This is a genomic window from Halostagnicola bangensis (genome assembly GCF_054653435.1).
In genome coordinates, this window is sequence record NZ_BAAIGG010000002.1 from 2,504,406 (window position 1) to 2,517,190 (window position 12,785).

Here is a 12,785-nt window from a genome sequence, read left to right on the forward strand (position 1 = left end):
ACTACCAATGAACAACTCACGAACGCTCGTCGCGGCGCTGGTGGTGCTTTCGGCGGTTGCAGTCGGCGCCACGTTCGCCGTGACCGCACAGGATGGCAGTCCACCCGGCGAGCCGGCGAATTTCTATGGATCCGTCGTCGACGAAGACGGTATCGAGGCCGACCCCGGCACGATCCTCGTCACAGTCGTCGACGGCGAGGTTGCGGGCGAGATATCCGTCGAAACCGCTGGCGAATACGGCGGCGACGGCCCATTCGACGAGAAGCTGAGCCTCGACAGCGCCGCCGGCGAGGAGGTTTCGTTCCGCGTTGGGGACGCGTCCGGCCCGGAAGCCGTCGAGAGTCCGGTCGATCTCGAGCCTGGAACCGTCGAACGGCCCCTCGAGTTCCCCGCCGGCGCATTCGAGTACGAGCCGACCGAACTCGAGTCCATCACGGTTGAACTGGCCGAAGCCGCACTCGAGCCCGGCGAAACGACCGAAGCGACGGTGACGGCCACCTTCGACGACGGGACGACCGAAACCGTCACCGACGAGGCGGTCCTCTCGAGCGCAGACAGCGAGGTCGCGTCCGTCGACGGAACGACGATCAAGGGAGAAGCCAACGGCGACGTGTCCATCGTCGCCGAGTACAGCGACGGGACGACCGAAAGCGACAAAATCGACCTTACGGTCGAGGACGATGCTGACTCCGGATCCGGATCGGGGCCCGGCTCTGGCCCCGGAACGGATCCCGAGCCTGACCCCAAACCGGAGCCCGACCCGACGACCTACAGCCTCGAGCTTCTCGGCGAACAGAACGTCAACCATGCTCACGCGTGCACTCACGGGGATTACGACGAGCGCACGCCCCTTGAGGCGGGCGACACTGCCGATACCGGACCGATCGTCGACGACGATCACGTTATCTGGGAGGTGACCTACGAGGGCGAGGACGGCTACGTCACGTTCGACGCCGAAGCCCACTGGTACGACGGGCCGTTCGTCTTCTACACGGCTTTCGGTTCCGTCGAACCCGTCGATGCGGAGGTCTTAGAGCGCGGCGGCGTCGACGACGAGGAGCACTGTGACACCCTAGACGAGTATATCGAAGTCGAGACGCCCGACGACGGCACTATCGACCTCGAGCTCACCGGCGGCGAGCCCGTCGACGGCGACACGGGCCCCGGTACGGAACCAGGTGCGGGATCCCAACTCGAGGCCACGTTCGACGTCGAGCCGTCGAACCCAGTCGTGGGAGAAACGGTGACCCTCGACGCCAGAAACACCACGGGCGACGATATCGACGCCTACAACTGGACGGTCGGCGACGCGGAGGCAAGCGGCGAACGGACGAACGTTACCCTCGAGTCTGCCGGCGAGACGAAGATCGAACTGACCGTCGAGAACGCGGACGGTGAGACGGATACGAGTACGGAGACGGTCAACGTGTCGGCGGCCGCCGACCCCCTCGAGGTGACCCAGATCGAGGTTCCCGAGGAGGCGACCGCGGGCGACTCGCTCGAGGCCACAGTCACGGTCGAAAATACGGCCGATGCCAACGCCACCGGCGAGATCACCTACGAGTTCGATGGCTCGGTACGCGACGAGGAGTCGTTGAACCTCACTGGCGGAGCGTCGGAGACGCTCTCGTTTACCGTCACCGCTCCGGACGACCCGGGGACGTATCGCCATGCGGTCGAGACGGGCGCAAACAGTCGTAACGCAGCCACGACAGTCGAGCCAGACCGAGCGGAGGGCGAATCGGACGAAAGTGAACGGGACGACGAGACCCGCGGTGATGACCCGGACGAGAGCGATCTGCAAGGTGACGATGATTCAGGTGACGACGATACGGCTGACGACGGAATTCCGGGATTCACCGCTCCGGCTGCAATCGCGGCGTTCGCTGTTCTCCTCTCGATGAATCGTTTACGGAGATCGAACTGACCGTTCTTCAAGGCGGCGTCACGATTTCGACGGTCGAATTCGGTGGGGGCGCTCGAGAAGTCGCCGACCGGCGATTGAAAGGAAGTCTTAAGTCGAACGCTCGGATACAATCTGGTGCGGGTTGGTGATCTAGTCCGGTTATGATACCTCCTTCACACGGAGGAAGTCGGCAGTTCAAATCTGCCCCAACCCACTACTTTTGCTGCGAGCAACTCCGCGAGCAGCAAAATCGTTATGTTGGGCAGTTTGAACTAAGCAAGTCACGCGCAGCGAAGCGAGCATGTCTTGAAGCAGTTCAAATCTGCCCCAACCCATTTCTCAGCGACATCATGCGACGAGCGGAGCGAGGCGCTCGTCGCTGAGACATGGTGCGGGTAGATTTGAATCAGGGAGAGAAGCGAACGTAGTGAGTGGAACGACCGTGGTTCAAATCTGCCCCAACCCACTAGTTCTGTCGCAAGCAAATCCGTGAGTGACGGTCTCGTAATGTTGGGACAGTATGAACGAGACGAGTCGCACGCCCGGGAAGCGAACGAAGTGAGCGACCCGGAACGTCTCGGCGTGGTTCAAATCTGCTCGAGCACTACTTCTGTCGCAAACGAACCCGGAAACGGCTCAAAATCCTAACGAGGTTCAGATCCAATTCGACCATTGGTACCGGCTACTCGAGACGAACGCTGATTCGTCTCGAGAGGCCCCCAGACCCTCGAGGCCGACCGATCTGAAGCCGACGACCGTGAATATTCGCGAGTCGATGTTTGTCGCTGGCCCGGTGGTAGGGGTTTATCTCTCGAGCCGGTGGCGGTACCACCGCAATGTCCACGTACGTCACCCTTTGGGAGTTCACGGAGCAAGGTTCACAGACGGTCAGAGACAGCCCGGAGCGCGTCGATCGGATCGAGGAACTGTTCGACGAGATGGGCGGGCAACTCGAGGAGTTTTACATGCTGATGGGGCGGTACGATACGATGACGATCAGCGAGTTCCCCGACGACGAAACGGCCGCGCAGGCGGTCCTCGCGGTCACCGAAAAGGGCAACGTTAGTTCGGAGACGCTCAAAGCCTTCTCGAGGGAGGCGTCGAGAGAGCTACTCGAGGGAATCCCGTAGATATCGATTCGGACGTGCGAACGAACGGCGGCCCGATATTCGAACTCTCGAGTCGAACGGAAAGACGAACCGAAAACAGCGTCGGCTGTGACTGATTACTGGATGGAGAAGCCAGCGGCCACGGTGAGCAAGAACACCATGAATACGGCAACCACCATCATGTATGTTATCGCGCGCGGTTCTTCGATAAGGTGCTGGTAGTAGCCGGCGATCAGGAGGGTTTTGGCTACCGCTAGTAGCATAACCCCGCCCATCGCCGTCCAGTAGTCGAAGTCGAATTCGAAGAATACGAACTTCGCAGTACCCAGCACGAGCAACACCACGTAAATGATCGCGTAGGTCCGAACACTCGCCATTGATAGCTGATTGGGGTTGAAGGGCACTTATAGCTTCCTCATATCGCTCGAGATCGAGCGTCGAATTCTCCACGACCGCGCGGCTATTGACCTGTTTTCGAGCGTTGTGGATTCAAAAACAACGTAAAAAGAACGCGTCGTCGCGACGGCCGCTACATCAGGTAGAACAGTGGGAACAGGAAGACCCACACGATGTCGACGAAGTGCCAGTAGAGGCCGAAGTACTCGACGGGCCGATGATCCTCGAGGTAAGCGTCTATCGAGAGGACTCGATAGATCATAAAGCCTGCAACGATCAGGCCGAGTATCACGTGTAACGCGTGGAGCCCCGTCGTCACGTAGTACAGCGAGTACTCGAGCCCGGTGAACCAGTACTCTCCGTCACTGAACTTGACGCTGTACTCGTAGGCTTTCACGCCCATGAACGCGAATCCGAGTAACATCGTCGCGCCGAGGGTTGCGAGAAGCCCTTTCTTGTTCTGGCGTTCTGCCATCACGAGCGCGAGGATGACGGTGAAACTCGAGGTGAGCAGGATGTACGTGTTCAGTAGGCCGGGCCAGGAGGCGAACGGAATCGTCTCCCATTCGGTCCAGCCCATGTGGATACGCATGAACACGTACGCGCCGATTGCCGCGCCGAAGACCACGACGTCGGATGCAAGGAACACCCAGACGCCCATCTTGGTGTTGTCGATGCCGCCGAACGGCCAGCGTTCGGCGATGGCCATCTCGGGTGCGTTGAACTCCTCGACACCGAACTTGAACAGCGTGTACGTGAGAATCACGAGTCCGATAACGGTGAGTATCGGGTACATGATGTCCGGTTCAGCGGCGGGGCCAGCTGGCATCCCGTTGGCGATTTCGGCGTCGCCGGCTTCGACCGCCGACTCCATGAACTCGTAGACGTACGGTGTCAGTCCACTGATGCCGATGAAGGTCACGAAGGTACCGAGGCCGATACCGAACGGCCAGATGCTCGCGTGATCTGCGTGTTCTTCTTCCGCCTGTGCGGCGGGTGATTCGGTTGCGACGCCGCCGTCGGTCGCTTTCGCGGTGTCGTCGACGAACTCGAGTTGGCCGCTCGCGTAGGATGGGCGGCCGCTCCAGTTGTCAAGCGGCGGTGGTGATGGAATCGCCCATTCCGCCGTTCGGGAGTACTTCCACGGGTTGTCCGGCGCTTTCGGCCCGTAGAGGTAGCTGTGGCCGAACGTGATGAACATGATCGCGAACGACGTCGCAAGGACGAACGCGCCGACGGTCGCCATCTGGTGGTAAATCTGCATCCCCTCCCCGTAGTGGAAGACACGACGTGGCGTCTCCCAGGCGAGGAACATCGGGAAGTAAAGCAGGTTGAACCCGAAGAAGTAGACGGCGAAGTTGAGCTTGCCGAGCTTCTCGGAGTACATCTTCCCGGAGATCTTGGGCCACCAGTAGTAGAGCCCGGCGATCAACGCAGTGACGCCGGAGACCATCACGTAGTGGAAGTGAGCGACGACCCAGTAGGTGCCACGGAACTCGTAGTCAAGCACGACGGCACCGAGGAAGACCCCCGTAATACCGCCGAGGATGAACAGGACGAGCGCACCGAGACTGAACAGGAACGGCGTCGTGAATCTGACCCGCCCCTTGACCATGGTGTAGATCAGCGCGAACACCATCAGGTCGAACGGTAACGAAATCCCGATGGTGGTCGCCATGATCAGCGTCTTGATCTCCAAGTTGATCGTCGTCAGGAACATGTGGTGCATCCAGACGAGGAACGACTGGACCGCCACGAGGACCATCGCGATGATGACCCATTTTCGGCCGACGAGACGGCGACCACAGAAGGTCTGGAACGTCTCGAACATGATCCCCAGTGCGGGGAAGAAGACGATGTACACCTCCGGATGGCCGAAGAACCAGAACAGGTGCGCCCAGAGTAAGCCGGACCCTTGATCGGTCGCGAAGTACTGGGTCATCATGACCCGGTCTATTCCTAACAGTAAGAGCGCCGCGAGCAGAGCCGCGAACGCGAACAGCATCATCCAGACCGTGAGCAGCCACGACCAGGTAAACAGCGGAATGTTCCACAGGCCGAGCCCTTCAGCACGCGACCGGTGGATGGTCACGAGGAAGTTTATCGTCCCGAGGGTAATCGAGAGGACGAACAGGATTAACGCGAATACCGTTATAGTCCCCCCCGTCGTCGCCTCAACCGCGGGCGTGTACGTTGGAACGTTTAGCGGGGCATACATCGTCCACCCGCCGGCGAACGTTCCACCCTGGAAGAACGAAAGCGCGATCATGATTCCCGAGAACAGGTAGAACCAGTAACTCAGGGCGTTCAGTCGGGGGAACGCGAGGTCCTTGGCTCCGATCTGAAGCGGGACGAAGTAGTTCGCGAACCCGGATGCAATCGGGGAGAGGAACCAGAACACCATTATCAGCCCGTGAGCTGTCACAGCCTGGTTAAAGCCGTCACCGGAGAGGATTCCGGTGCCGCCGGACTGCCACAGCTGGGCCCGGAACAACAGCGCCATCATCCCGCCGAGCACGAGGAAGAAAAGCGCCGTGGCGAGATAGAGCGTCCCGACGTCTTTGTGGTTCGTCGTGACTAACCACCGCTTGATCGACGTTTTTGGCGGTAGATCACTCATCAGTTCTCACCACCCTCTTCGTCGTTGTCCGTTTCGTCGTTGCCTTCATCCTCGTTATTCTCTTCATCGTCTTCTTCGTCTTCCGGCGATTCGAGCGTGAACGTTTCGTCGGACGGGCCGGTGAATACGATACTTTCTTCGACCGGCTCGAATTCGTCGCCTTCCGGCGTGATTTCGACATCGTAGTCGCCGCCCTGATCGATTTCGTTGATCGTTATCGAGCCATTCTCGAATTCGTCACCGTCGTAGGCGTACTCGTGGTCTTCCTCTTCCTGGTGAACGAGGGTGAGTTCGTCGACGCCTTCGGTCACGGGCTCTTCGTCTTCGTCCTCGAGGGTGATGTCGAGCGTGAACTGCTCGTCGACCCATTCCTCGTAGGCCTCCTGGTCCTCGAGGACGACGAAGTCATCATCCATGCTGGTGTGACTCTGGCCGCAGAGTTCGAAGCACTCGATCGCGTTCTCGTACTCGCCTGGATCTTCGGCGATGAACCACGTTTCGTCGTGTTCACCGGGGATAGCGTCGGCTTTCACCCGTTCTTGTGTTATCCCAAATGTGTGCCAGACGTCAGTTGATGTGACGCTTATTTGGACCGGCTCATCGGCCGGAACGACCAGTTCGTTCGGCTCGAGTCCGTTGTCGTACTCGTAGGACCAGCTAAACGCGGACCCCTGGACATCGACCTCGATCGCGTCTTCGTCGAGTTCGTCGGGGCCGTCTTCGACGTACAGGAGCATCCCGTACGTCCAGACGATGAGCGCGATCACGACGATCGCACTCAGAATGAACGAGACGAATAGTTTCTTGCCGCTGCCTCCGCCTGTCGGAAGTTCTCCGAGCGCCGGCAGATCTTTGTCGTCGGTTCGGTCCTCCGTATCACGGTACTTGTACGCGTTGTACAGTGTATACGAGACGACGATAATACCGACGAGTGTACCGAGTGCGAGGAAGACGAGGAAGATGTCCTCGAACACGTCGACACGTGTCATGTCCTCGGCACCCGTGCCAATCTGCAATGGAGTCGGAGTTGGAAGTGCGCTGTAGATTGTGTTCACCTCTATTTGGAAACCGGGTATATGTCGGACGATGCTCGCTGGGAGCACTTATCTATTTGGAAACGCTGTCCGCGACACTGTCACGACCGCGTCTTACGAGGTATCGTTCGTGACCAGTTGTGTACTCCCCTAGTCCGTCACTAGTCTGTTTGACCCACGGGTCTTTTTTCTGTCGCTCTCAATGCGCTATTCGTCGCCAGAAACCGCGTATTACCGCTCTAATCGGCCGATGACGCGAATATGTTCGGCCGCTCCGAAATGGGCCCCGTTCGACGACCGTCACTCCTCTCGGCGGCCGAACAGCTGTTCACGAAGCGTCCGCGAGGAGCGTTTTTCGGTCAGAAGCACCGGTACGTCGAGTCGTTCGACGATGTCCGAAACCTCCGATCCGCGAACGTATCTCGAGAGCAAGCCGCGTCTCGTCGCGCCGATAAGCACCATCGAGTGATCCGCCGCTTCCCGCTCGATGGCGCTTCCGACGTCGCCCGAATCGTCGACCCGAAGCGTCGCGTCCGCGAGGTCGTTCTCTGTCGCCCACTCCCTGATGAACGCTTCGCCCTCCTCGCGTTCTTCGGGGCTATCGACGACGTGAAGCAGAGTGATCTCGCTCTCATACTCCTCGCGGAGTGCGCGAGCGATCTCCCCACTCAGTTCTGACTCCTCGCCGCCGGCTGTCGGAACCAGCAGTCGATCGGGTGCGACTTCCTCCCCGTTGAGTACGAGAACGTCGGCTGGCAGGTCGGTAGTCAACTCCTCGAGCGGTCGTTCGACGCGACCGCTCTCGAGCATCGAGCCGCCGCTTCCCATGACGATCGCCTCGATGTTGTCGGCTCGTCCGGCGTCGAAGACCTCGTCGAGCGAGCGGTGGGAAATGATCGTCTTCGTCTCGACGTCGACGTCGAACGTTTCGGTGCTTTCCTTGGCGTCGGCGAGCAGTCGTTCGGATTCGGAGCTCACTCGATCGAGCTGGTCTGCGCCCTGTTGTAGCGGCGTCTGATCCGGAACCTGCACGATGTGTGTCGCCAAAACAGAACCATCTTTCTCCCGCGCGAGCGCGCTCCCGAGGGTAAGGAGTGCGCGTTCCGTTCGCGGATTCGCGATGGCGACCATCACTTGTGGTTCGTCCTCGCCGTGTGGTTTGACGGCGCTAACGGCCGAGACCGCTGGATCGGGCATTTCGTCGGAGCGCTCGAGGATGTAATTACTCAGTAGCCCCTCCCGATCGGTGTTGTGCCGGGCGTAGACGAAGTACCAGACGACCGCGAAGACGACGAACAGCAACCCGATAGCGGACGCGATGGGGTCCATGAAGTAGATCAACGCGAGCGAGAAAACGAAGCCGAGAATCGGCGTGAACGGGTAAAACGGCACCGTAAAGTCCGGGTCGTACTCGGGCGCGTCGGCCTCCCGGAAGACGATCAACGAGACATTGATCAGCGCGTAGACGACCAGGTGGAGCACGCTGGCCGCACTCGAGAGGATTTCAACCGTTTCGCCAAGAACGATGATGAAGACGACGATCATCGCTCCGGTGACGGCGATCGAACGGTACGGCGTCGCGTAGGTCGGGTGGATCTCGTTGAGCGAGTCGGAAACGATCTTGTCCCGTCCCATCGCAAAGTTGATTCGCGCGGACGCGAGGATCGACGCGTTCGCGCTCGAGGCGGTCGCCAGGAGTGCGGCGAGGGTAATCGATGTTACGCCGACGCCCAGTGCGGAGAAGTCGAATCCGGCGACTGCGAATTGGATATCGAAGACGACTCCCGCGGCTTCGGACATGGGTGCGTCTTCGTCGAGGACATCGTAAGGGATCAGTCCCATCAGCAGGCCGACGAGGATCGTGTAGATGACCATCACGATCGCGACGCTCCCGATAATCGCGATCGGAAGGTTTCGACCGGGATTCTTGAGTTCTTCGCCGATAGTGGCAATCTTCGCGTAGCCAAGATAGGAGACGAACACGAGTGCGGCACCCGGCAGGATTTCGAACGTTCCTTCAGGGGTGAGACTGCCGCCGGTCATGACCGTGTCCCAGTCGAACGAGAAGAACCCGACGACGGCAAAGATCGTAAGGATACCGAGCAACAGCGTGACGATCACCGTCTGAATGCTTCCCGTTTCTTTCGCGCCGATGTAGTTGACCCCGACGAAGAGCACGCCCGCGATTATCGCGCCGATCTGGATCCCGCCCAGCGTGAACGGACCGAGACCGATCGTCGGGAGCAACGCGACGGAACCGAGCAGTGGCAACGAGACCGTGACACCCTCGAGAAGATCCGCCAGATAGCCACCGAATCCGATGCAGTAGAACGCGGAGGCGAACGCGAGACCGATCCAGTCGCCCATCCCGGAAATCGATCCGAACAGCGGTCCGAGTGCGCGGTTGATGTAGTAGTACGCACCGCCGGCTTTCGGCATCGCCGTTCCCAGTTCGCTTACGGACATCGCGTTGATCAGTGCGATCATCCCACCGAGAACGAACGAGATGACGACGGCCGGACCGACCTCCTGTGCGGCCACGCCCGGCAGGACGAAAATACCCGCTCCGATCATCGTCCCGATACCGATCGTCAGCGCGGAGAGGAGTCCGAGGTCTTTCGCAAGTTCTTCGTCACTCATTTTCGGCGCTCACCCCACCTGCGGTACCGAAGCACGCTTTGACGGGCACCGACTGCGCTACTCGATTGCTATTGTCCCTCTGTGCTACCCCTTCGACATCGAATTGTCGTCTCAACGGCCGGCTATCGGCGTGTTGTGGAGGCTGATTGCTTTTACCATCCATTCAATACACCCCCGTGAATCCGCCCTCGAAACTGCAGACAAAAGATTCGCCTGAACGTTATTTCGTCTGGTATCATGTGCGGAGCAAGACCCTCAGAAGGTAAAAATAGGACGGTATCGAAGACAGATCACCGTTTAAGAACGTCTTCTATCGTCCAGTCACCGAAACCCGGTCGATACTCTTTATATTACCGCTGCCCTACAATTCGTATGCCAGAAGAAGTACTCTTCTCGTTCGAGCGGCGGATGGATCGAGCAGAAATCGCTGATTACCTTCGAACGGTCGCCGACACGCTCGAGGGCTCGGACGACCTGACGCTCGAAGCTGGATCCGAGTCGGTGACGATGGAGCCGCCATCTCGCCCGACGTTCGAAATCAAAGCCGAGCGAGAAACCTCGAGTTCCGGCGGCCCGGCCGAGTTCAGTGTCGAGTTCGAACTCGAGTGGGACGAGGGCGAGGGCGATGAGGACGGATCGCTTTCGATCCAGTAGATACTCTTCGTTCGTAAACGACCACGGGTCAGGTGATCCGTGGAACTCGCGCTGTACCCTTTAGATTTCGACGACCCAGACCTTGCTATCTTCAGGGAGGTCGTAGACACGTTGAATCGCCGCCTCGAGAAACTGTGCGATCCGGTTCGGATCCGCTTTCGCGCTCACACGCGCGTTCGTCCCGTCGGCGTTTTCCGGACGCGTCAGTTCGTCGATCTTGAACGCGGGAAACTCCGAAAGCAACGACTTCAACCGCTCGAGTTCCTCATCCGTACAGTCGAGGTTCACGATACCGTCCGCGAACTGGAGCCACGGAACGCCGAGTTCGGCGGTTTCGGCGTCCGTTCCGAGTGCCCCCTCGTCGACCTCGATCGTCAGAAACGGACTTGCTCGCTCGCGGTGGGCGGTAATCGCGTCGATGAACAGTGACCGGCGCTCTGTGGGTTTGGCCGCGTCGAATCGGCTCATACCGATTCCACGTCCTCGTTTCTTTAAGACTTTATGCGACGGTGCGTTAGGTCTCTGTATGGCACAGCCACGAATTCTGATCCTGGGGGCACCTGGGGCCGGGAAAGGAACACAGAGCGCGAAGATCACCGAACACTTCGATATCGACCACATTACGACCGGCGACGCCTTGCGAGGAAACAAGGAGATGGACATCTCCCACCTCGACCTCGAGTACGACACGCCCGGCGAGTACATGGATGCGGGCGAACTGGTTCCCGACGAAGTCGTCAACGCCATCGTCGACGAGGCACTCTCACAGGCAGACGGCTTCGTTCTCGACGGCTATCCACGGAACCTCGAACAGGCCGAGGAACTCGAGGGAATGACCGATCTCGATCTGGCTCTCATGCTCGAGGTCAGCGAGGAGGAACTCGTTCATCGACTCACCGGCCGCCGAATGGATCCCGAAACCGGCGACATCTATCACGTCGAGTACAACCCCCCGGAAGACGACGAGGTCGAAGACCGTCTGGTTCAACGCGACGACGATACCGAAGAAACCGTCAAAGAGCGACTTCGGGTCTACCGAGAAAACACCGAACCGGTAATTGAGCACTACGAGGACGAGGGAGCGCTCGAGCGTGTCGACGGCGAGCAGGCCCCCGAGCAGGTCTGGGACGACGTCAAGGAAACGATCGAGTCGGAAACCTGAGACCGCTCACCAACGAGGATTCCGGCCACTCGAGCGAGCGACTCACCCGATCTGTCGAGACACGTACGCCCCGTTTCGTCGCTCTGTTCTGCATCCGTCCGCTGCAACGGTATTTTGTGTTTGATCTCCAGTTCGCTGTCGAAGATAAACACTTGTATATCGGACCACCCAAAGAGCGAATAGATGACGCGTACAGCCGATAAAATCAATTCTCTCGTCCGAGAGGACGGCTCGATGACCGAGGCGCTCGAGGCGATCCGCGAAACGGCGGATCAGAACGGAGGAGAGATCGAATGGTCGGACGTCCGCGACGACCTCACGAGCGGGCAGTGGGGACGACTGATCGAGAAGGGAATCCTCGTCGACGGCGAGGAAGGATTCGAAATTGCCGATAGAGAAGCCTACGACGAGGCACTGGACGGCGACGGTAGCGGTGGCGGTATCGATGTCCCCGATGTCGACATCGACGAGGAAGAAGCCAAGTGGTCCCAGTGGGACAAGATGGCAGCCGTCGGCTCCGTACTCATGATGCTCGGTTACATGCGAAATTCAATTCGAAATACGATCGGGAGCACGGTCGACATTGTGCTCGGCCCGCTCGACACTGCGCTTCCGTTCTACGCCGTGATTCTCGCGGTTGCGATGCTTACGGGACTGTATTCGACCCTGCTGCAGGCGAATCTGATGAACACCGAACGCATCGGCAAGTATCAAGAGCGGATGAAGGCCATGCAGGAAAAACAAAAGGACGTTCGCGAGCGCAAGAAAGAAGCCGAAGAGCGCGACGCGAGCGAGGCGGAACTCGAGGCGCTCGAAAACGAGATGCAACAGGCTCGCGAAGAGCAGATGGAAGCCATGGCCGACAACCTCGGGATGTTCAAAGAGCAGTTCCGACCGATGGTTTGGATCATGCTCTTTACGATCCCGCTGTTCCTCTGGATGTACTGGAAAGTCCCGACGCTTGAGGGTACCGAACAGTACGTCATTATGCCGCTCGTCGGCGAGGTGCAGTGGCAAGAGGGATTTATCGGACCGATGTTCGTCTGGATTGTCTGGTACTTCCTGTGCTCGATGGGCTTTACGCAGTTGTTGCGAAAAGCGCTGAACATCGACATGACGCCCTCGAGTACCTGAACCAACTCGATACTCTCCCCAGAAATACGCTTCTCACGCCGTCTTAGTCGCGTCCGTTTCGAGACCACTTTGTTCGAATCGAAACTCCGACCACCGGAACCGAACGGTCAGCGTCGCGATTCAAAACCCA

10 protein-coding genes and 1 tRNA gene are annotated in these 12,785 nt (G+C 59.2%); 6 read left to right on the plus strand and 5 right to left on the minus strand.

Annotation, left to right across the window (positions count from 1 at the left end):
• Positions 1 to 7: 7 nt before the first annotated feature.
• The 3 genes from ACYQ14_RS14200 (at position 8) to ACYQ14_RS14210 (ending at position 3,036) form a co-directional block, all read left to right on the plus strand.
• Entirely contained in the window at positions 8 to 1,927 is a 1,920-nt protein-coding gene (locus tag ACYQ14_RS14200; RefSeq protein ID WP_459889084.1) for a PKD domain-containing protein, read from the plus strand.
• 118 nt (positions 1,928 to 2,045) lie between these two features.
• Positions 2,046 to 2,120: transfer RNA gene (locus ACYQ14_RS14205), tRNA-Val, on the plus strand.
• Between the two features lie 622 nt (positions 2,121 to 2,742).
• Positions 2,743 to 3,036: a GYD domain-containing protein gene (locus ACYQ14_RS14210; protein ID WP_459889085.1), complete on the plus strand. Its 294-nt coding sequence runs from the start codon at positions 2,743 to 2,745 to the stop codon at positions 3,034 to 3,036.
• A gap of 95 nt (positions 3,037 to 3,131) precedes the next feature.
• Here ACYQ14_RS14210 and ACYQ14_RS14215 read toward each other — a convergent pair whose 3' ends face one another.
• From ACYQ14_RS14215 to ACYQ14_RS14230, 4 genes are all read right to left on the minus strand, one after another.
• Positions 3,132 to 3,392: a cytochrome C oxidase subunit IV family protein gene (locus ACYQ14_RS14215; protein ID WP_459889086.1), complete on the minus strand. Its 261-nt coding sequence runs from the start codon at positions 3,390 to 3,392 to the stop codon at positions 3,132 to 3,134.
• Positions 3,393 to 3,544: 152 nt separating this feature from the next.
• Positions 3,545 to 6,031, minus strand: a complete 2,487-nt coding sequence (locus ACYQ14_RS14220) for a cbb3-type cytochrome c oxidase subunit I (RefSeq protein WP_459889087.1) — start codon at positions 6,029 to 6,031, stop codon at positions 3,545 to 3,547.
• On the minus strand, positions 6,031 to 7,020 hold the full coding sequence (coxB, locus tag ACYQ14_RS14225) for a cytochrome c oxidase subunit II (protein WP_459889088.1): 990 nt from the start codon (positions 7,018 to 7,020) through the stop codon (positions 6,031 to 6,033). Before coxB ends, ACYQ14_RS14220 begins: the two co-directional genes overlap by 1 nt.
• 345 nt (positions 7,021 to 7,365) lie before the next feature.
• A complete protein-coding gene (locus ACYQ14_RS14230; protein WP_459889089.1) occupies positions 7,366 to 9,705 on the minus strand; it encodes an amino acid permease in 2,340 nt (779 codons plus the stop codon).
• A 372-nt stretch (positions 9,706 to 10,077) separates the two neighbouring features.
• Between ACYQ14_RS14230 and ACYQ14_RS14235 the strand changes: the two genes are divergently transcribed.
• Positions 10,078 to 10,359 (plus strand): amphi-Trp domain-containing protein, encoded by a 282-nt coding sequence (locus ACYQ14_RS14235; protein ID WP_283838094.1) that lies wholly within the window; start codon positions 10,078 to 10,080, stop codon positions 10,357 to 10,359.
• 60 nt (positions 10,360 to 10,419) lie between these two features.
• On the opposite strand, the gene ACYQ14_RS14240 is transcribed toward ACYQ14_RS14235, so the two are convergent.
• Positions 10,420 to 10,827 carry a DUF7975 family protein gene (locus ACYQ14_RS14240; protein WP_459889090.1) on the minus strand — a complete coding sequence of 136 codons (408 nt, stop codon included), beginning with the start codon at positions 10,825 to 10,827 and terminating at the stop codon, positions 10,420 to 10,422.
• A gap of 58 nt (positions 10,828 to 10,885) precedes the next feature.
• Here ACYQ14_RS14240 and ACYQ14_RS14245 point away from each other — a divergent pair, with 58 nt between their 5' ends.
• Positions 10,886 to 11,521: an adenylate kinase gene (locus ACYQ14_RS14245; protein WP_459889091.1), complete on the plus strand. Its 636-nt coding sequence runs from the start codon at positions 10,886 to 10,888 to the stop codon at positions 11,519 to 11,521.
• A gap of 183 nt (positions 11,522 to 11,704) precedes the next feature.
• On the plus strand, positions 11,705 to 12,655 hold the full coding sequence (locus ACYQ14_RS14250; RefSeq protein ID WP_459889092.1) for a DUF106 domain-containing protein: 951 nt from the start codon (positions 11,705 to 11,707) through the stop codon (positions 12,653 to 12,655).
• The last annotated feature ends 130 nt before the right edge of the window (positions 12,656 to 12,785 follow it).

Coding starts and splice junctions, on each gene's coding strand:
- ACYQ14_RS14235 (WP_283838094.1), top strand. CDS start 10,078: ATGCCAGAAGAAGTACTCTTCTCGTTCGAGCGGCGGATGGATCGAGCA.
- ACYQ14_RS14200 (WP_459889084.1), top strand. CDS start 8: ATGAACAACTCACGAACGCTCGTCGCGGCGCTGGTGGTGCTTTCGGCG.
- ACYQ14_RS14245 (WP_459889091.1), top strand. CDS start 10,886: ATGGCACAGCCACGAATTCTGATCCTGGGGGCACCTGGGGCCGGGAAA.
- ACYQ14_RS14240 (WP_459889090.1), bottom strand. CDS start 10,827: ATGAGCCGATTCGACGCGGCCAAACCCACAGAGCGCCGGTCACTGTTC.
- ACYQ14_RS14210 (WP_459889085.1), top strand. CDS start 2,743: ATGTCCACGTACGTCACCCTTTGGGAGTTCACGGAGCAAGGTTCACAG.
- ACYQ14_RS14230 (WP_459889089.1), bottom strand. CDS start 9,705: ATGAGTGACGAAGAACTTGCGAAAGACCTCGGACTCCTCTCCGCGCTG.
- ACYQ14_RS14215 (WP_459889086.1), bottom strand. CDS start 3,392: ATGGCGAGTGTTCGGACCTACGCGATCATTTACGTGGTGTTGCTCGTG.
- ACYQ14_RS14220 (WP_459889087.1), bottom strand. CDS start 6,031: ATGAGTGATCTACCGCCAAAAACGTCGATCAAGCGGTGGTTAGTCACG.
- ACYQ14_RS14250 (WP_459889092.1), top strand. CDS start 11,705: ATGACGCGTACAGCCGATAAAATCAATTCTCTCGTCCGAGAGGACGGC.
- coxB (WP_459889088.1), bottom strand. CDS start 7,020: ATGACACGTGTCGACGTGTTCGAGGACATCTTCCTCGTCTTCCTCGCA.